Origin of the sequence: Veillonella sp. 3913 (assembly GCF_003992235.1) — a bacterium.
In the GTDB taxonomy this organism is placed as follows: Bacteria; Bacillota; Negativicutes; order Veillonellales; family Veillonellaceae; genus F0422.
In genome coordinates, this window is record NZ_RQVF01000001.1 from 507,077 (window position 1) to 526,658 (window position 19,582).

Sequence of the window (19,582 nt, forward strand, 5' to 3'; positions counted from 1 at the left end):
TACACAGCTATCTTCAATACAAACTCAGGAAATCAACAAAAAACGTGGTATACTTAAGATACAAAAAGTCATGTATGGAACGCTAACAAACATACTATAGGATGTAATAAGAATCTCACTACTGTCCTATTAACCCAAAGGAGGCTATGTATGCACATTTTCCGTCTATTTGTCACTCCTCGCACTACCACATCACAAGAGTCACAGCAGCTACTTGAGACCTTTCAACAAGACTTACAGATTCCTCTCACGGACCTCAGAATCTACGAACGATACGACATCTCTGGAATCACAGAATCAGAGTTTGAACGTGCTAAAACCCTCATTTTTTCTGAACCTCCCATAGAAACTACTTGTACTACATTAAACCTGTCCTCCCTAGACCATCCCATTGCTATTGCACCTACGCTAGGTCAATATGATCAGCGTGCTGATGCTGCAGAGCAATGCCTCTCCATCCTCACCGATCATGATCATAGTACCGTACGTACTGCACGAATCTATGTCTTAAGGGGCCCACTGACTAAAATACATATAGATACAGCTCGACAATATCTTTTGCAATCTATCGATGCCCATGAAAGCTCCATGGACCTTCCTACAACGCTAGATATAGTAACGCCGGTAGTTCCAGAAACTTCGCACATAGAGGAGTTCACCACCCTGACGAAAATAAAGCTAGAAGAACTCCTTCACTCTATGCAATTGGCCATGACTCTAGAAGACCTACTATGTATTCAAAGGTATTTTCAAACAGAGCATCGCAATCCAACAGTGACTGAAATTCGTGTATTAGACACCTATTGGTCAGATCATTGTCGCCACACTACATTCAATACCCAATTAACGGAGATTACCTTTGATGAGTCTGCCCTTACCAAGCCGATTAAAAAAACGTATCAAACCTATCTTGAAACAAAACAACAACTGAATCCATCAGCTGATGTAGCACCCACATTAATGAACCTGGCCACAATGGCTATGCAAGAACTCCGTCATCAAGGCAAACTAAATCAATTAAATGTGTCGGACGAGATCAATGCTTGCACCATTATTGTTCCTGTGCAGGTGGATGGCAAAGAAGAAGAATGGCTGTTATTGTTCAAAAACGAAACCCATAATCACCCCACTGAAATCGAACCTTTGGGTGGTGCTGCCACTTGTTTAGGTGGCTGTATTCGAGATCCTCTCAGTGGTCGTGCCTATGTATACCAAGCCATGCGTATCACTGGATCTGGTAACCCTTTAGTCTCAAAAGAGCATACTTTGCCCGGTAAATTACCACAATCCTACATCACAACCACAGCCGCCAAAGGTTTTTCTTCCTACGGCAACCAAATCGGCGTTCCTACAGGGGAAGTACGAGAATATTACCATGACTCCTATCGAGCTAAACGTTTAGAAGTAGGTGCTGTCATCGGTGCTGTGCCACGATCTCATGTACATCGTGAAAACCCTGTTCTAGGTGATCTCATTATATTGCTAGGTGGTAAAACCGGCCGTGATGGCTGTGGTGGTGCTACAGGCTCTTCTAAAATACATACGAAAGACTCTCTCTTTACCTGTGGTGCAGAAGTGCAAAAAGGAAATCCTGTGACAGAACGAAAAATACAACGCCTATTCCGCAACCCAGAGGTGACACAATATATCAAAAGATGTAACGACTTTGGAGCAGGCGGTGTAGCCGTTGCTATTGGAGAACTCGCAGATAGCATTCATATATACCTAGATGCGATACCTACAAAATACACTGGGCTCACTGGAACAGAGCTAGCCATCTCAGAATCCCAAGAAAGAATGGCTTGCATTATTGATCCTAGCCAATGGAAACGAATCAAATCCTATTGTGCAGAGGAAAATTTGGAGGCTACCATTGTAGGAAAAGTGACAAATACTGGGCACCTAGTGATGGACTTTCAAGGAGAAATTATCGTCAACCTACATCGTCAGTTCTTAGCTACAAATGGAGCTACACAAAGTACTACAGCTCATATCGTGTCTCCAAGAGAAAACCACTCTCCTTCGTATGTTACGAATCTATCTTCCCTCTCTACAACAACCAAAGTTTCCATAGAAACACGCTTTCACCAAACCTTGCAAGATTTGAACAGTACCTCGCAAGAGGGATTACGAGCTATGTTTGACTCTACCGTAGGTGGAAATACAGTACTCTTTCCTTTCAGTGGAACCTATTTGAAAACTCCTGTCCAAGGGATGGTAGCAAAACTTCCTGTATTACAGGGAACTACCACGACTGCTAGCATCATGACTCATGGTTTTGATCCATATCTATCAGAATGGAGTCCCTACCATGGCGCTCAATATGCGGTACTCCTTAGCTTAGCAAAATTAGCCGCTTTAGGAGGAGATATCTCTAAAGCCTATCTATGTTTGCAAGAATATTTTGAAAAACTCAACAGTCCTATATCCTGGGGTAAAGTAGTATCTGCTCTGTTGGGTGCCTATGAGGCGCAACACCAATTAGGTGTAGCCGCTATTGGTGGCAAAGATTCTATGAGCGGTACATTCCAAGAGATCCATGTGCCACCTACTCTTATTTCTTTTGCCGTCACCACCGAAGAAGTCAACCGCATACTATCTCCGCACTTTCATGAGGCACACCATCATATCCTATTTCTGCATGTACCAGAGCGCTCTGATGGTACACCTAATTGGGCCGCCTTTAAAGCACATTGTAAAACCTTGCGTTCCTACAATATCACACAACAAGTATATAGTGCGTATGTCGTAGAACAGGATGGCATCGGACCCGCTACGGTGAAAGCTTGTCTAGGCAATGCCATTGGCTGTGTCTACCATAAAGACGAACTGCAAAGACTAGTTATGGCTGTATCTTCTACGCATAAAAAACGAGAACTAGACCAAACAAGCATAACTCAATCCTGTGCCAATACATCAGAGAATGATAGTTCCCTTGCTTCTCTAACTCCTGAAGATATATTGTTCTATCCCTTCCGTGGTTCCTTCCTCATAGAGGTGGATACTGTGACAGCTCAGGCATTAAGGGACTTACCTCACATGTACCATATTGGCACTACACAAGAAGACCCTTCTATTGTGATGGGGGATACCACTATCTCATTAGATGACTTAACCAATTCCTATGAAAGCACCTTAGCATCTATCTTTCCTATCTACGCAAAAGAAAAAAACTTCGCCGATACCAGTACCTCTGCTAACAGCAAACTACTACACACTACACAAAGCAAACCATGTAGTAAGTATACTTCTCTATCTCATCCTAAAGTGCTGATTCCTGTATTCCCTGGCACCAATTGTGAATATGAATCTGCACGGGCTTTCACAGAGCATGGTGCCAAGATAGAAACTCTTGTCATTCGCAATCGAAGCAGTCAAGAATTACAAGAATCTATTCAAGCCTTAAAACGCAGTATAAACAGTGCTCAAATTGTATGTTTCCCTGGTGGTTTTAGTAGCGGTGATGAACCAGCTGGATCAGGCAAATTTATAGCTACCCTGTTTCACAATCCATACTTGCAAGAATCTTTAGAGAATCTATTATACAAGCGTGATGGTTTAGTGCTTGGTATATGCAATGGATTTCAAGCACTAATTAAGCTTGGATTAGTCCCAACAGGCCATATCCAACCATTGGAGCAAACCAGTCCTACCTTAACGTACAATACAATAGGACGTCACATTTCTACGATAGTCCATACAAAGGTTGTATCCACAAATTCACCATGGCTCAGTGCTTGTCAAATAGGCGACATCTACACAGTCCCTATTTCTCATGGAGAAGGTCGTTTCCTTGCTACAACAGAACAAGTAGAAGAACTCTATGCTCAGGGGCAAGTTGCCACACAATATGTAGACCTTGTGGGTAATACTACCTATGATCCACGATGGAATCCTAACCAATCTATAGGTGCTGTAGAAGGATTACTAAGCCCTGATGGTAGAATATTAGGGAAAATGGCTCATATAGAACGCTTGGGCCATGGTATACATAAAAATATCAATGGTAACCTTGTAATGCCTATTTTTGCATCAGGCGTGCACTACTTTATAGATTAGTACTCTCGCTCGGTAACCTAAGTCCAAACTATAAAAAAACTGAAAAACACAAATAGAGGAAGATGGAGTAAAAGTATCCATCTTCCTCTATCGTTATATGGCTTTACAAAAAAGAGGCTATGACAACATGTAATACATGGTATCATAGCCCTTTATATATGATATATGATGTATGAATTATAATTAACCCACTTCTGGTTCTAACAAACCATATTTGCCATCATGACGACGATATACAACGTTCATGATTTCAGTATCTTCATTGAAGAACATAAAGAAGTCATGTTCCAATAGGTTCATTTGTAAAATTGCTTCTTCCACGCTCATAGGACGTACAGTAAAGTTTTTACGGCGTACTACTTCTAATTCCTTTTCTTCTGGAATCGCTTCCACAGGTGTCACATCTACATGGAATCCAGTTTCTTTACGGAATCGTTTCGCTAACCGTGTTTTATGTTTATGGATTTGACGAACAATTTTATCCACCACTAAATCGATAGCAGCATACATATCTAAATGACTTTCTACACCACGCAATACTACGCTTTCTACAAAACATGTCACTTCTACTTTGCGCTCTTCTTTTTCTAGAGATAACACAACTTGAACCGTAACTGGTGTTTCAAAATAACGGGATAACTTTTCCAACCGTTTTTCAATATATTCACGCAAGGCAGCTGTCACTTCAAGATTTTTTCCTCTTACAGATACTTTCATAGTCGTCACCCTTTCTGTGTAACATATAGTGTTGCTATATGTATATAATTCTACATGAAAGTATGAAAACCCTTTTTTATTTTTCTATATTTTTTCTGCATTTAGTGAAAGTAAAAAAAACTTAGGGACCCTATTTAGGAATCCCTAAGCTTTGTTCATAAATTATGCTTTATATACGTTAGCCGCTTGAAGACCACGGTTGCCATCTACGATTTCAAATTCTACTTGTTGTCCTTCGGATAAAGACTTAAAGCCATCTTCTTGGATTGCAGAAAAATGAACGAATACATCGCTGCCATCTTCTCTTTCAATAAAGCCATAACCTTTTTCTGCACTGAACCATTTTACTTTCCCAAGCATGATAATTCCTCCTACCTTTAATACTGCAAGCGATTTAGAGTATCTAAATCTTGCTTTCATGTTATCACTATATATGTATGATGTCAATCAAAATATCACTTTATTTTCAAGTATATAACATATCGATATAATTTAACGAAACTATTAATCAATTATTTCATTCTATACTAATAAGATAAACATTTAGGGTATATTTTACGCTTTATATATGCATTATATTTTTCAATTTATATTCACATTATACCTTATTTTTATAAATCTATGAATAATGTCAATTATCAAGATTAAATTTATATATTTTATTCATATCGTTGTATTTATTCCATATGCGCATCATTTTAATAATTATTTTATTTTATAAACAACTATGAAACAATACCATAATTATTCTTTTTGCGTAAGTTATTCACTATATTTTATACTCATACAAATAAATACCACTACTATCTAAAACGGTGTACTCCTTACAACATATAGGTCTAGGCATACCAATCAATTCATTAGTAAAATTTTAGATATCATACTTAATTTCACAACAAAAAAACTACCCTACATAGGAAACTCCATATATAGGGTAGTTATATGTCTCTGATATCGTCTTATCGAATAACTTTTGATAAGAAAGACTTTGTTCGTTCATGTTTTGGAGTATCGAATACTTCTGCTGGTGTTCCTTCTTCCAAAATTTCGCCACCATCTACAAATAATACACGTGTAGCTACTTCTTTGGCAAAGCTCATTTCATGAGTAACGATGACCATAGTCATCCCCTCTTTAGCCAAATCTTTCATAACGTCTAATACTTCACTAACCATCTCTGGATCTAACGCTGATGTAGGTTCGTCAAAAAGCATGACTTTTGGTTTCATCGCTAAAGCTCTAGCAATGGCTACACGCTGTTGCTGCCCCCCAGATAATTGTTCTGGGTACGCCTCTGCTTTATCGGATAAACCTACTTTTCCCAATAAATCACGAGCAATGCTTTCCGCTTCAGATTTTGAAAGTCCTCTAATTTTTTGTGGTGCTAAAGTAATATTATCTATTACAGTCATATGAGGAAATAGATTAAACCGCTGGAATACCATGCCCACTTCAGCGCGTACGTTGTTGATGTTTTCTTTCACATTTAAGTTCTTGCCATCTACAATCACGTCACCTTCTGTTGGTTCTTCTAAATAGTTCATACAGCGTAATACAGTACTTTTACCAGAACCAGATGGTCCAATAATGACCACTACTTCACCAGCATCGATTTCTGTAGAAACGCCTTTTAAGACATGGAGTTGTCCAAAATATTTATGTACATTCTGTAATTGAATCATTTGATATTATATTTCCTTTCTAAGTACGCTACGAGTCGGGAAATGGTTAATGTCATAATCAAATAAATCACCGCTACGGCTGTCCAAATTTCAAAGGAACCGTAGGTACGAGCGATAATTAATTGTCCTCGACGTGTCAATTCTTCAAAACCAATAACTGCTACTAGAGAAGTATCTTTCAACATAGCAATAAATTCATTGCCCAATGGTGGAATGATAGCTTTGAAAGCTTGTGGCATAATAACATAGCGCATCGTTTGGAACCAAGTTAAACCTAAAGAGCGACCTGCTTCCATTTGACCTTTATTAATAGATTGGATACCGGCACGGAAAATTTCTGAAACATAAGCACCAGAGTTTATAGAACAAGCCAAGACGGCGGCTAAATAGGGCCCAATTGGTTCTGGCGCACCATTGGCATTAACGATAGCCCCCAATAATTTAGGACCACCAAAGTAAATCATAAAGATTTGTACTAATAGTGGTGTGCCACGAAATAGTTCTACATAACATTTTGCGATCAAACGAATCACTTTAAATCGTGATAAGTTCATCAGCGCCACTACTAGTCCAATAAAGAAACCAAAGCCCACACTCATGAGGGTAATTTGAATTGTAATTCCAGCCCCTCCAATTAACAGGGGTAAAGAGTCGACAATTAACTGCCAATTAAAATCCATCGTTACCTATCCATCCTTTCATTCAACACAGATAAGGAGGCACAAAGCCTCCTTATATAGTACATTATTTTCCTTCGTATGTCACGGGAATATCCTTAGGCATGTCAGTTTTAAACCATGTTTGGTATATCTTATTTAAAGTACCATCTTGCTTCATCTCTGTCAATGCTTTATTTACACTATCTACTAGGTCTTTATTCTTTTTATTCATAGCTAAGCCAAAGTATTCTTTCGTATTTGGATAAGCGATAATCGTTAAGTGTTGATCACTATGTTTGGCTACGTAATACTGTGCCACTGGCAAATCAATTAAGGCCCCTTCTACACCACCATTTTGTAATTCTAATAAAGCATCGCTAGTATGGTCAAAGTTTTTTACTATAGCTCCATTGATTTTATTTGCTAAGTCTGCCCCTGTAGTACCCATTTGTACGGCAATCGTTTTTCCTGTCAAATCATCTAAACTTTTAATAATGCTACTTTCCTTGACAACCACAGCCATACCAGATTCATAATAAGGCATACTGAAACCAACTTTTTCCATCCGTGCTTTTGTAATGGTCATCCCCGATGCTGCTAAATCAATTTCGCCATTATCTAAAGCTGGTACTAGTGCATCAAAAGGAACATTTTTAAATTCAATAGTTTTACCCGTCCGTTTCGCAATTTCTTTAGCTACATCGATGTCAAAACCTTGTAATTCTTCGGATCCTTCTTGCTTAAACTCAAACGGTACAAACGTTGCATTAGTGCCTATCTTCAAGACACTTCCTTTTTGTACTTGGTCTCCTCCTTGAGAGCCACATCCCCCTAGTAGTGCTACTACACCTAAAGCTAATAAGCCCGTACATATTAATTTTTTTACATTTGCTTTCATAATTGGTCTCCTTTACTAAATATCTTATGTATATCTTATACACTAATTATACATCTACATGAATATTTAGTCAACATAAATTTACATATATTTTGTATTTTTATTAATTCTTGTTATATTTGTTAAATTGTATAAGCAATATATAGAAACTGATATACCAAAAAAGCATAAAAAAATACACAGCAGAACAATTTCTGCTGTGTTTCATACGGCTGACCTGGTCTTTGCCCCCACACTCGCCTGCTGGAAGGTTCGCTCTTAAGCCATGCTCCCCACTACTACCCCTCTCGACATATTTTGTCGGCAGGTCTTACATCTAAGCCGCACCATGCTCACAATTTCTCATTGCTTATGTGGATCGTTTCGCCTGCGACTGGCCTCGACTTTCAACCACAGACCCGTTATGTACTCTTATTATATCTATATTTTTTACTTTTGTCACTTAGGAACTATCATGATATTTTTCATTTTACTTATATCATTTTTATATAGTACATTTATAAAAAAGACTTGCTTTTTTTCATCAAATATACATCAGCTTTACTCCATCCCACGTTTATCACATTCTCACTTTTTATGTAAATGATGAGAACTTTTCAGTACATTTTTGTCCACTCTATAGGGTATATTCAAGGATAGAATTTTATTGTATAATGTGTGTACTTAAGTAAACGAAGAATATAAAAACGGTGGTTTTCCAAAAGAGAGTACACCGTTTCTGTTTGTTAGGAAGGATTTGCACATGTTTATGTTATCATTAATTCAAGAATCAGGGGCTTACGAACAAGATAAAAGCACCTTAGAGTTAGTAACCTTACAACTCTTACAAATGATTCAGATGAAAAGCCAAACTTTATATGTGCATTCAGTACAGGTTGCCAATTATGCTGTAGCCATTGCTGCTAAAATGGGTTTGCCAAAAGGTGAAATCGAATTGATTCGCCACGCAGCGTGTTTACACGATTTAGGCTTAATTTGCTTACCTACCACTACCTTGATGAAGTTTCCCTACTTCAACCGTCAGGAATTATCCAAATACAAGCAACATCCTGTATTTGGGGCTAGCATGATTGAAAACTATCCATGTTGCCAGCCTATCATCCCTTACATTAAATACCATCATGAGCGTTGGGATGGCACAGGTTTTCCTAAACACTTACGAGGTGCTAATATACCATTAGGAGCTCGCATTATTGGTATTGCTGATTACTACGTAACAGCCATCGACCCAGCTTCAGATACAAGCCTACAACCTCGTAGCGAGATCAAACAAGAACTATTTAGACACTCTGGCACACAATTTGATCCAGATGTAGTGAAAGCATTCATAGAAATATTAGGATAATCATTAGGCTCCACTTGCTAAAGTGAGAGCCTTTATATTTGCCCTAGGCAAAACAGCATGAATTGTCTCCGCTGCTTCTAGTAAAGTAGCCCCCGTAGTATAGATGTCATCCACTAGCAATACACTAAGGTCTTTATCAACATACGTATCCACCATAGTAGAACGAACTAAGAAATGACCTTTCATATTTTTTCGTCGTTCTTCCTTTGTCAATGTCCACATCGGTTTAGATCCATCTAATTTCAACAATAAATCTACCCAATTCCAACCTTGTTGCATAACCCAACTTTTGAATAGCACATCCACTTGATTATAACCCCGTTGTTTCCGTTTGCTTTCACTAATGGGAATAGGTACAACAATGGTTGGTACATACTTCATATCCAAACAAGTAACTGTAAAACGTTGTAAAAAAGGAGCGGCTCCTAGAGCTCGCTCCTTTTTTCCATTAAATTTTATATCGTGTAGCATGGTTTTAATGCCACCTACATAATCTGCTAGAATATATATACATTCTAAAGAAGAAAATTTTGGACCTATTATACAACGTTCATGCATAACTGCTTGCAAACATGTATCACACCACTCACCTTGAGTATATACATCATTACCACAATGGATACAAGTAGGTGGACACAATAAGTCCCATAATCTCATTAGATCGCCCCCTCTAAGCGTTCTTTAAATAATGTATACCGATAATTTGTATCTACTCGATTCACCGCTGTATCTACAGCCGTTTCGCTACCGATAAGTAACACCTTATCCTTAGCACGTGTAATCGCTGTATAGAGTAGATTTCGCTGTAACATCACATTATAGGCAGAAATAAATGGTAGAATGATACGTTCATATTCACTACCCTGTGCTTTATGAACCGTAATTGCATAAGCAAGTGCCATCGTCATCATATCTTCTTCGTCAAGAGTCATCGATTTATCTGGAAATTTTACATGTACCTGTTTGCCAAGTATATCTGTAATTACACCAATTTCTCCATTGTACACATCTTGATCATAATTATTTTCCATTTGAATAATCTTATCTCCAATGCGATACACTGTACCATCTACTTTTAATTCTTCTTCACCGCTTCTTCTCGGATTCAATTCTTCTTGCAAATATTTAGAAATAGCCGCACTACCTATGACGCCTTTACGCATAGGACAAACGATTTGAATATCTAGGTCAGACTCTACGTACTGTAATTCCTCTCGATAATGCTTAGTAACCGCTAATAGGACACTTTCCACATCATGAGCACTTTCAAATTGAAATTCATCACAACTCGATAGATCGGGCATCTCACCATGATTGATCGCGTAGGCATTATCGATGATTCGATTCCCCTCTTGTTGACGATATATCTGCGTTAACCCTTGATAAGGTATCACAGAACTAGTCAACATATCTCGCAAAATAAAGCCCGCACCGATAGGTGGCAATTGATCTACATCTCCCACAAGGACCACATAAGCACTAGGTGGAATCGCCTGTATCAGGGCATAGTATAGCTCTAAATTAAGCATAGATGATTCATCAACGATAACTACATCTACCTCTAATGGCTCATCTTGATTCCGGGCAAAGGTATAAATAGTATTATCAAGTTCTGGCTCTAGCAAGCGATGAATAGTATAAGCCTCCATACCTGTCGCTTCCGACAAACGCTTCGTAGCTCGTCCTGTAGGCGCACAGAGGACAATACGTTTTAGGTTTCCTTGCTGAAATCCTTCTACTAAGGCTTTGATAATAGTGGTCTTTCCTGTACCTGGACCTCCAGTGATAATAGAGAATCGATGACTAAGCGCCATATGAATAGCTTGCTTTTGCTCCACCCCTAACTCCATGGAATGCTTAATTTCATAACTTTTGCAGAAATCATCACCATCCAATAAAGGTAGTACATCATTATCTAGGAAAGCTTCTGTGAAATCTACGCTGTCTACTTCTGCTCGATACACAGTAGGGTGGTAGATATACAGTACATCGTCGTGATCTACCTGTACATAGCGCTTTGTTTCAATTAAGGTTTCTAAACGGTCTACAATCACATCGATATACTCATCACCTAATAGATTCGACAACTGTACCATCAATTCCTCTACGGGCATACAAGAATGCCCTGAAGATCCGATCTGCTCCATGGTAAAGCGAATCCCTGCATCGATGCGCTTTGGATTATCAAAGGGAAATCCTAATTCTGCTGCAAAATGATCTACTACAGAAAAAGGCAAGTTTGTATCCACCGTCAATAGGTAATAAGGATTATCTTGCAGCATTTCTATGCTTTTAGCACCGTACACTTCGTAAAGTTGGCGACTCCAACGATTACTCATATTGTATTTAGCAAAAAAATCATTAATTTCCTGCAAGACCCCTTCACCTAACAAAACCTTATACAGTTCTTGCTTTGTTCTAAGGGATATATTGGGGACTTCTAATAATTCCATAGGATTTTCGTTTTTCAGAATCTCTAGAATAGAAATTCCAAAATAGTCCAGCAGCTTATCTAATGATTTAGGACCTAACCCTTTCACACTAAGACTTTCTAAATACCGTCTAGCACCTGCTAAGGTATCTGGCATCACACGTTGTATGCTTTGGACAGCAATCTGTTTGCCATATCTTTTATGAATTACAAACTTACCTTTAATTTCCACCTCTTCCCCTACTTTGGGAGGGGCTATATTTCCTGTACAAGTATGAGTATCTTCCTGATAATCCCGCACGATAAATATGCAGTAATCTTCTTGAGGGGACTTATAGATTACACGGTATACCGTTCCTAATACCGTTATCATAGAGATGCATTGGGCAATGCAGAAATAACAGCTTGTACCACATCTGCTACATTGCTAATATTTTCAATTTTAATGTGACTCACACGTTCATAAATTGGTTGACGCTCTTCGTATAAGCGGAAAATATATTCAATACTTTCTTTCAATAATGGACGAATTTCCATATCTAAATCGTCAAGGATTTGTTTTACATCTCGTTGAATCAATACCACATAACCAGATTCACGCATCAGTTCAGCTGTGGCATCACACAATACCGTACCACCACCTGTAGCAATGACACTGGCATTTTTTTTGCTCACCAAATCTTGAATTACATTAAGTTCTAATTGGTGGAATTCTTCTTCTCCATCATGAATAATAATATTTTGAATAGATTTTCCTGTACGCTCTTGGATTTCTGTATCCACATCAAAGAACTCTAAGCCTAATGCCTGTGCTAAGGCTTTACCAATCGTTGTTTTACCTGCTCCAGGCATACCAATTAAGAAAATATGTTGATGAACATGGTTCTTTTCATACTCTTTAGAAATACGAATTACCTCATTCATAAACTCTTTTGCATAATCCGCTAATTCAGGGTTTTCCAATGCTTGTACAGCCGATGCAAGGATTTCTTGCTCTCTTTGTACATCATGAATTTTCATCTGATGCTCTTCTTTATATTTTGCAATATCTACCACAATACTCAAACGTTCTTCAAAGAGGCGAATCATTTCTTTATTAATAGCATCAATTTTTTGGCGATTTTCTTGTAATTTCATAGATATACTCCTTAGAATTTTTTATAGATAGTACTATGTAAATGCTTTAATGCAAAGGTCTTATCATCTTCCATTTGATCGATAAGGGCTTGCAGGGAATCAAACTTTACTTCTCCTCGGATAAAAGCAAGAAATTCTACCGTAGCCACTTCTCCGTATACATCATCAGAAAAATCAAATAAATGGGTTTCAAAACGATGATATTGATTCGTAAAAGTTGGATTATCTCCCATATTACCTACTGCACCATACCATTTGCCACCAATATATACTTGGTTTACATACACACCATCAGCTGGCGCTGCCATAGTATCTGGGAAATGAAAGTTTAATGTAGGAAACCCCAAAGTGCGCCCCCGTTGATCCCCTTTTACTACTGTGCCCGTAAATCGGTAAGGTCTACCTAGCATGGTATTAGCTAATTCAATATCACCACGTAAAATACTACTACGTATGGCAGTGCTCGATATAGGGGCATCAATCCAATCATAACGTACCAATTCTTGATCATGGACTTCAATAGACGGATATAACTGACGAATTAACTGAGAATTACCTAACCCTTTATATCCAAAATTAAAGTTTGCACCTACCACTATTTTCAGTACATCGCGATGGGCACATAAATCATGAATAAAATCTTCTCCTGACTGCGCTACTAATTCTTGAGTCATAGGAAGCTCCAATATATAATCAACACCCATAGCCTTTAACATATCATATCGTTCTTCTCGTTGTAACAAACGAGGTGGAATTTGTCGCGGTTGTAATATAGTAAATGGATGAGCATCGAAGGTAACAATCACAGAAACTCCATGACATGCCTTAGCGCTGTCACAGACTTCCTTAATGATTGATTGATGACCTAAATGCAGTCCATCAAAGGTTCCCATTCCATATACAATGGGCTCCTGTATCGTATCTAACTCTGATATCGTATATAAAATATTCATATTGATCCTTATCTTTTGAAATATGAAATAGAACTTTTATTTCGTTTACTCTTTATTATAACACAACCGAAGACTATAGAAAGTGTATACATGTATTTCTCTAAAAGAAATACAATATCACCTATACAGTTTAATTTGTAATATCCTATTCAGTATAATACACGCCATATAAGATGCTTTTCTATCAAATAGTATACACAAGAAAATGGTCAGGTTCCCATAAGGTTCCTGACCATTTTTATACTTACATCATATGTATATATTTTTCTCTACTTTTAAAGTGTCATCCAATCGTCGCAAGATACTCATAAACCCATTCGCATCATAGGCTCTCACTAATGTATCTACTGTGATTTCATCTGGCGACACACAGAAAGTTCCATTCGGTTTGATTGTATGGATTGGAACTTGTTTCCCTTGCACCAAGCGTGTTCGATTAATATCATTGATATACACCGCTGGCAAGTGCATTAGCAAAGTATCTACTGGCTGTACAGCTTGTTCCACCAGTGTTTCTAGTTCTTCGATGGTCACAGACTGTTCAATGTTGCATTGACCGACTGCGGTACGGCATAATTGTGTCATCATACCACATAGACCCAATCGCTGACATATATCCCGTAACAAAGCGCGCACATAAGTTCCCGCAGAACATCGTACACGAATGGTAAAGAATGGAAATGCATAGGCCAGTAACTCGATGTCATGGATATGAATAAAACGAGATGGCAGTTCAAATTCTACTCCTGCACGGGCTAAATCATAAGCACGTTGCCCATTGATTTTGATAGCAGAATACTTAGATGGCTGTTGTTCAATCGAACCTTGGAAGGACTGCACTGCTTGTTCTAATTCACCCCAACTAGGAGCCTCAATACTATCTAAAGTACGTAATATATTCCCTGTGCTATCTTCTGTATCTGTTTCAACGCCAAATTTGCATTCCGCCACATAGGTTTTACCAATGGACTCTGTGTATTCGATGGCACGAGTGGCTTTTCCGACAAAGATAGGTAGCACTCCATACGCCAATGGATCTAACGTCCCACTATGACCGATACGGCGCTCTTTCAAAATGCGTCGACAAATACCGATCGCATCATGGCTCGTGATACCTGGTGGCTTGATTAAAGAAATAACACCATCCATTAATCAATCACCGCTAAGATTTGTTCCAATGCTTCGTGGATAGGACTTTCGATAGAGCAGCCAGCTGCTCGAATATGCCCACCACCGCCAAAGTGACTAGCAATTTGGTTTGCATCTCGCACTTTGGAGCGAATGCTAGCACGAGTTACCGTCTCTGTTTTCGCTTTTAAAACGATAGCTACATCCACACCTTTGATGTTTCGAATCATATCCACAAACCCATCGGTATCATCCCCTACACGCTCCATAATAGACAATGTTAAACTCATAGATACTACTTGTCCATCATGATGAAAACGTACTTGCTCTAATACTTCTTTCAATGTCTCTATTCGAGATTGTTCGACTTGCTCAATCGCTTCAGAAATCACATGTGGTTGTGCTCCTGCTTGTAAACATAGACCTGACATCTCCATCGTATGTGCTGTTGTATTAGAGAATTTAAAGAACCCTGTATCTGTAGCCATAGCCATGTACAAAGCTTGTCCCATCGATTGAGTGATTTCCCAATTCCATATCTTACATAGGTACGCCACGGTTTCTCCAGTAGAAGAAAAATCAGGACGTAAATATAAGCCGTCTGCAAATTCTGTATTAGAAATATGATGGTCTATATTAAAAGTAGGTGCACTCACTCGTACACCTACTTCTCCAATTCGTTCAAATGTGCTAGCGTCCAAAATAAGTAGCATATCCGATGTATAACCGGTTTCTAAACTTTCAATAGGCTCAATCTTAGAGCATAGTGGAAGAAAAGAAAACTTTTCAGGAATCACATCATCTACTACCATGCGAACTGTTTTCCCTTGGGCTACCAAGGCTTCATACATAGCGAGCATGGAACCAATAGCATCTCCATCAGGACTAACATGAACGGTAAGAAGAATGGAATGGGCTGTATCAATCGATGTTTTTAGTTGATCAATACTAATTTTTGCCATTATTGTTCCTCTTGTTTAATAGAATTTAATAATCCTTCGATGTGCATACTGTAATCTAAGGATGTATCTGCATCAAAGGCAATACTAGGAATATGGCGCAATTGAAGTACCTTTCCTAGTTCAGAGCGGAAGTAGCCAGCGCTTCTACGCAAAGTCTCTAAAGACTGTTGTTTCTCCGCTTCACTACCGAATAAGCTTACATAAATCGTAGCTTCTCGCAAATCACCAGTAACACGTACATCGGTAACAGTGACAAATCCGATGCGAGGGTCTTTCAACCCGCGCAATAAGATTTGACTTGCTTCTTGTTTAATAAACTCTTGTAATTTTCGTACACGAACTTCACTCATGGATACCTCCTATACTTCTGGGGCAATTTCTTCCATTTTGTACGCTTCGATAACGTCGCCTTCTTTCACATCGCGGTAACGTTCTAAGGAAATACCACATTCAAAGCTTGTCGCTACCTCTTTCACTTCATCTTTGAAACGGCGCAAGGAATCGATATGGCCTTCATGGATAACAATACCATCACGGATTAAGCGAATTTCAGAGTTATTTGTGATTTTACCTTCCGTTACATAGGAACCAGCTACAATAGCTTTCGGAGTAGAAATCACTTGGCGCACTTCTGCACGGCCTAAGATCACTTCTTTAAATTGAGGAGTTAACATACCACGCATAGCGGCTTCAATTTCATTGATCGCATCGTAGATGACACGGTATGTACGAAGGTCAACACTTTCTTTTTCTGCTTCTTTACGTACATTCGCATCTGGACGCACGTTAAAGCCGATAATAATCGCACCCGATGCAGAGGCTAACATCACATCAGATTCGTTGATGGCACCTACTGCACTGTGGATAATGTTGATGCGTACTTCTGGGTTTTTAATGCCCTCTAAGGATTGACGTAACGCTTCTACAGAACCTTGTACGTCACCTTTGATAATAATATTTAAGTCTTTCAATTCTCCTTGTTGCATTTGGTTAAACAAATCATCAAGAGTGACTTTTGTTTTCGCATTCATTTCAGTAATGCGTTGTTTTTCAATACGTTTTTCTGCAATGGAACGAGCTTCGTTGTCATCTACAGCGAATATCACTTCACCAGCTTGTGGCACATCAGATAAACCTAAAATTTCCACAGGCATAGATGGACGAGCCACTTTTACTTTTTCTCCACGTTCATTCGTCATAGCACGTACTTTACCATATGCCACACCGGCAAGGATCGTTTCCCCTACACGTAAGGAACCTTTTTGTACCAATACTGTACATACAGGACCACGGCCTTTATCCAATTGGGCTTCGATAACGATACCTTGTGCCTTACGGTTAGGGTTCGCTTTCAATTCTTGTACTTCTGCTACCAACAAGATAGTTTCCAATAGATCTTCAATACCTTGACGTTGTTTAGCAGATACGGGAACCATGATGGTATCACCGCCCCATTCTTCTGGCAACAAACCATGTTCAGACAGTTGTTGTTTTACATGGTCAGGGTTCGCACCTGGTTTATCCATTTTATTGATGGCTACGATAATTGGCACCTCTGCAGATTTAGCATGGTTGATAGCCTCAATAGTTTGTGGCATAACACCATCATCAGCAGCTACCACAAGGACTGCGATATCCGTGGACTGAGCCCCACGCAAACGCATCGCTGTGAAAGCTTCATGGCCTGGTGTATCAAGGAATGTAATTTTATTACCTTCATAGCGAACTTGGTAGGCACCGATATGCTGCGTAATACCACCTGCTTCAGAAGCTGTTACATTGGTAGAACGAATCACATCCAACAAAGATGTTTTACCATGGTCAACATGACCCATGATGGTAACAACTGGTGGACGAGCTTGTAAGCTTTCTGGGCTATCCTCGATTTCGATGATTTCTGTAGGATCTTGTTCAGGTTCTACTTCTACTACTTCCACGCCGAAATCTTCTGCTAATACCATAGCGGTTTCCACATCAATTTCTTGGTTGATGGTAGCCATAACACCTAACATCATCAATTTTTTGATGATTTCAGATACTTCACGGCCCATTTTTTCAGCCAATTCTTTAACAGTTAATGGCCCAGATAGTTCGATAGACGTAGCAATCGCTGCTTCAGCCTTACGACGTTCTTCTTCTTTTTGTTTGATGTGTTGCTCATTACGTTGCTTAACCTTATTTTTATTTTTTTGCAACGCAGAAGATACTAAGGATTGAGTACGTTCGCCTTTTTTACCTTTTTTATCTTTTTTATTGCGACGCTCGCTACGATTTTCATTGCGATGTTCAGATTCAAAACGACGATTTTCTTTTTGACGATCCACTTCACGGCTCGCTTGACGATCACGACCTTCGGTTTTCACAGTAAGAGCTGGATCCACTTGTGGAATCTCTAAGCGGCGTTCACGACGTGGTCCATCATTGCGACGATCATTATTACGATCATTATTACGATCGTTACTACGATTGTTGTTGCGATCATGATTGCGGTCATTATTGCGGTCGAATCTGCCACCGTTGTTAGGACGATTACCACCATTGCGATTGTCTTGACGTTGATCATTGCGACCTTCTGGACGACGACCATCACGGCTTTGACCATTTCGTTGGTTAGAACGATTGTCTCCACGGTCATTTCTATCATTGCGATGATCTCGTTGACCATTATTTTTACCATCACGATTGAATGGGCGGTCACGCTTTTCACCACGGTCATTACGGTCTCCACGATCGTTACGATCATTGCGATTATTTCTATCTTGTTTAGGTCCACGTCTTTCGCCATCTTCATTGCGACGGTATTCGTGTACTTTCTTTTGCGGTGCTTGTTGAGTTGCTTTTGGCGCTTCACTTTGTGCTTGTTTAGCGCCACCAGCTAACGATTGTTTAATCATAGATACTTGTGAATCCTCCACTGTACTCATATGGCTTTTCACTTCTACATTGTGCTTTTTTAAAGCATCAATCACTACTTTATTTTCTACACCTAGGTCTTTTGCTACTTCATATACTCTTTTTTTGGACATCTACATTCCCCCTCTACTGATTCTTATCTATTTCAGCTAGCAAGGATTTAGCAAATCCAGCATCATTTACTAATATAACTGCTCGCATTTCTTTTCCCAATGCTCTACCTAGTTCCTCTTTGGTCCCTACTAAACGAAGGGGCACCTGATGAGACTCGGCTAAGTGCATATATTTTTTAGCATTATTCTGCGCACAATCTTCCGCCATAATCAACAGTGGATAGGCTTGCCGCTTCATGGACCGTTCCACTACAAAATCGCCTGATAATAAGCGACCTGCTCGCTGTGCTAATCCTAATATATTCAACACTTTTTCTTTATTCATGGGATATTTGTTCCTTTAAAGATTCATAAATTTCTTGTGAAACTTTATGTTTTAGCGAACGCTCTAATCGTTTGGCTTTATACGCCATGTCTAGGCATTCTACTTTCATTTCCATATATGCTCCCCGTCCAGGGGCTTTACCTGTGGGGTCAATAGAAATCTCTCCCGTTGGACTCAACACAACACGTGTTAACTCTTTCTTGGGAAGAAGTTCTCCACATCCCACACATACTCGCATAGGCTGAGACTTCTGTTTCATA

Annotated in this window: 17 protein-coding genes; 2 read left to right on the plus strand and 15 right to left on the minus strand. The window is 39.1% G+C overall.

Annotated elements, in window-relative coordinates:
- Positions 1–150 precede the first annotated feature (150 nt).
- Positions 151–4,059, plus strand: a complete 3,909-nt coding sequence (locus EO113_RS02535; RefSeq protein WP_127135476.1) for a phosphoribosylformylglycinamidine synthase — start codon at positions 151–153, stop codon at positions 4,057–4,059.
- A 183-nt stretch (positions 4,060–4,242) separates the two neighbouring features.
- On the opposite strand, the gene hpf is transcribed toward EO113_RS02535, so the two are convergent.
- From hpf to EO113_RS02560, 5 genes are all read right to left on the minus strand, one after another.
- Positions 4,243–4,776 (minus strand): ribosome hibernation-promoting factor, HPF/YfiA family, encoded by a 534-nt coding sequence (hpf, locus tag EO113_RS02540; protein ID WP_009372200.1) that lies wholly within the window; start codon positions 4,774–4,776, stop codon positions 4,243–4,245.
- A gap of 162 nt (positions 4,777–4,938) precedes the next feature.
- Positions 4,939–5,136, minus strand: coding sequence for a cold shock domain-containing protein (locus EO113_RS02545; protein ID WP_009354004.1), 198 nt, complete (start codon positions 5,134–5,136; stop codon positions 4,939–4,941).
- Positions 5,137–5,735: 599 nt separating this feature from the next.
- Positions 5,736–6,458, minus strand: coding sequence for an amino acid ABC transporter ATP-binding protein (locus EO113_RS02550; RefSeq protein ID WP_127011117.1), 723 nt, complete (start codon positions 6,456–6,458; stop codon positions 5,736–5,738).
- The gene (locus EO113_RS02555) at positions 6,455–7,138 is read right to left on the minus strand and encodes an amino acid ABC transporter permease (protein ID WP_009372151.1); all 684 of its coding nucleotides are present in this window, start codon (positions 7,136–7,138) and stop codon (positions 6,455–6,457) included. Before EO113_RS02555 ends, EO113_RS02550 begins: the two co-directional genes overlap by 4 nt.
- 64 nt (positions 7,139–7,202) lie before the next feature.
- Positions 7,203–8,018 (minus strand): basic amino acid ABC transporter substrate-binding protein, encoded by an 816-nt coding sequence (locus EO113_RS02560; protein ID WP_370466827.1) that lies wholly within the window; start codon positions 8,016–8,018, stop codon positions 7,203–7,205.
- Between the two features lie 739 nt (positions 8,019–8,757).
- Here EO113_RS02560 and EO113_RS02565 point away from each other — a divergent pair.
- Positions 8,758–9,360 (plus strand): HD-GYP domain-containing protein, encoded by a 603-nt coding sequence (locus EO113_RS02565; protein ID WP_062403170.1) that lies wholly within the window; start codon positions 8,758–8,760, stop codon positions 9,358–9,360.
- 3 nt (positions 9,361–9,363) lie between these two features.
- Here EO113_RS02565 and EO113_RS02570 read toward each other — a convergent pair whose 3' ends face one another.
- From EO113_RS02570 to rnpM, 10 genes are all read right to left on the minus strand, one after another.
- The gene (locus tag EO113_RS02570; RefSeq protein WP_127135478.1) at positions 9,364–10,017 is read right to left on the minus strand and encodes a ComF family protein; all 654 of its coding nucleotides are present in this window, start codon (positions 10,015–10,017) and stop codon (positions 9,364–9,366) included.
- Positions 10,017–12,164, minus strand: coding sequence for an ATP-dependent RecD-like DNA helicase (locus EO113_RS02575; protein WP_126940976.1), 2,148 nt, complete (start codon positions 12,162–12,164; stop codon positions 10,017–10,019). Before EO113_RS02575 ends, EO113_RS02570 begins: the two co-directional genes overlap by 1 nt.
- Positions 12,161–12,928 carry a shikimate kinase gene (locus EO113_RS02580; protein ID WP_062403179.1) on the minus strand — a complete coding sequence of 256 codons (768 nt, stop codon included), beginning with the start codon at positions 12,926–12,928 and terminating at the stop codon, positions 12,161–12,163. The genes EO113_RS02575 and EO113_RS02580 overlap by 4 nt, the downstream gene beginning before the upstream one ends.
- An 11-nt stretch (positions 12,929–12,939) precedes the next feature.
- Positions 12,940–13,881, minus strand: coding sequence for a bifunctional riboflavin kinase/FAD synthetase (locus EO113_RS02585; RefSeq protein ID WP_062403182.1), 942 nt, complete (start codon positions 13,879–13,881; stop codon positions 12,940–12,942).
- A 249-nt stretch (positions 13,882–14,130) separates the two neighbouring features.
- Complete coding sequence (truB, locus tag EO113_RS02590; RefSeq protein ID WP_127135479.1) at positions 14,131–15,030, minus strand: tRNA pseudouridine(55) synthase TruB; 900 nt, start codon at positions 15,028–15,030, stop codon at positions 14,131–14,133.
- On the minus strand, positions 15,030–15,971 hold the full coding sequence (locus EO113_RS02595; protein ID WP_127135480.1) for a bifunctional oligoribonuclease/PAP phosphatase NrnA: 942 nt from the start codon (positions 15,969–15,971) through the stop codon (positions 15,030–15,032). The genes truB and EO113_RS02595 overlap by 1 nt, the downstream gene beginning before the upstream one ends.
- Positions 15,971–16,321, minus strand: coding sequence for a 30S ribosome-binding factor RbfA (gene rbfA / locus EO113_RS02600; RefSeq protein WP_009372220.1), 351 nt, complete (start codon positions 16,319–16,321; stop codon positions 15,971–15,973). The genes EO113_RS02595 and rbfA overlap by 1 nt, the downstream gene beginning before the upstream one ends.
- Positions 16,322–16,330: 9 nt before the next feature.
- Positions 16,331–18,997 carry a translation initiation factor IF-2 gene (gene infB / locus EO113_RS02605; RefSeq protein ID WP_127135481.1) on the minus strand — a complete coding sequence of 889 codons (2,667 nt, stop codon included), beginning with the start codon at positions 18,995–18,997 and terminating at the stop codon, positions 16,331–16,333.
- Between the two features lie 13 nt (positions 18,998–19,010).
- Positions 19,011–19,322 (minus strand): ribosomal L7Ae/L30e/S12e/Gadd45 family protein, encoded by a 312-nt coding sequence (locus EO113_RS02610; protein WP_009372159.1) that lies wholly within the window; start codon positions 19,320–19,322, stop codon positions 19,011–19,013.
- Positions 19,315–19,581 (minus strand): RNase P modulator RnpM, encoded by a 267-nt coding sequence (gene rnpM / locus EO113_RS02615; protein WP_038145077.1) that lies wholly within the window; start codon positions 19,579–19,581, stop codon positions 19,315–19,317. Before rnpM ends, EO113_RS02610 begins: the two co-directional genes overlap by 8 nt.
- Between the last annotated feature and the right edge of the window lies 1 nt (position 19,582).

What these genes read in the sequence shown, in the direction of transcription:
- EO113_RS02535 (WP_127135476.1), top strand. Translation starts at nt 151, where the DNA reads ATGCACATTTTCCGTCTATTTGTCACTCCTCGCACTACCACATCACAA.
- hpf (WP_009372200.1), bottom strand. Translation starts at nt 4,776, where the DNA reads ATGAAAGTATCTGTAAGAGGAAAAAATCTTGAAGTGACAGCTGCCTTG.
- EO113_RS02545 (WP_009354004.1), bottom strand. Translation starts at nt 5,136, where the DNA reads ATGCTTGGGAAAGTAAAATGGTTCAGTGCAGAAAAAGGTTATGGCTTT.
- EO113_RS02550 (WP_127011117.1), bottom strand. Translation starts at nt 6,458, where the DNA reads ATGATTCAATTACAGAATGTACATAAATATTTTGGACAACTCCATGTC.
- EO113_RS02555 (WP_009372151.1), bottom strand. Translation starts at nt 7,138, where the DNA reads ATGGATTTTAATTGGCAGTTAATTGTCGACTCTTTACCCCTGTTAATT.
- EO113_RS02565 (WP_062403170.1), top strand. Translation starts at nt 8,758, where the DNA reads ATGTTTATGTTATCATTAATTCAAGAATCAGGGGCTTACGAACAAGAT.
- EO113_RS02570 (WP_127135478.1), bottom strand. Translation starts at nt 10,017, where the DNA reads ATGAGATTATGGGACTTATTGTGTCCACCTACTTGTATCCATTGTGGT.
- EO113_RS02575 (WP_126940976.1), bottom strand. Translation starts at nt 12,164, where the DNA reads ATGATAACGGTATTAGGAACGGTATACCGTGTAATCTATAAGTCCCCT.
- EO113_RS02580 (WP_062403179.1), bottom strand. Translation starts at nt 12,928, where the DNA reads ATGAAATTACAAGAAAATCGCCAAAAAATTGATGCTATTAATAAAGAA.
- EO113_RS02585 (WP_062403182.1), bottom strand. Translation starts at nt 13,881, where the DNA reads ATGAATATTTTATATACGATATCAGAGTTAGATACGATACAGGAGCCC.
- truB (WP_127135479.1), bottom strand. Translation starts at nt 15,030, where the DNA reads ATGGATGGTGTTATTTCTTTAATCAAGCCACCAGGTATCACGAGCCAT.
- EO113_RS02595 (WP_127135480.1), bottom strand. Translation starts at nt 15,971, where the DNA reads ATGGCAAAAATTAGTATTGATCAACTAAAAACATCGATTGATACAGCC.
- rbfA (WP_009372220.1), bottom strand. Translation starts at nt 16,321, where the DNA reads ATGAGTGAAGTTCGTGTACGAAAATTACAAGAGTTTATTAAACAAGAA.
- infB (WP_127135481.1), bottom strand. Translation starts at nt 18,997, where the DNA reads ATGTCCAAAAAAAGAGTATATGAAGTAGCAAAAGACCTAGGTGTAGAA.
- EO113_RS02610 (WP_009372159.1), bottom strand. Translation starts at nt 19,322, where the DNA reads ATGAATAAAGAAAAAGTGTTGAATATATTAGGATTAGCACAGCGAGCA.
- rnpM (WP_038145077.1), bottom strand. Translation starts at nt 19,581, where the DNA reads ATGAAACAGAAGTCTCAGCCTATGCGAGTATGTGTGGGATGTGGAGAA.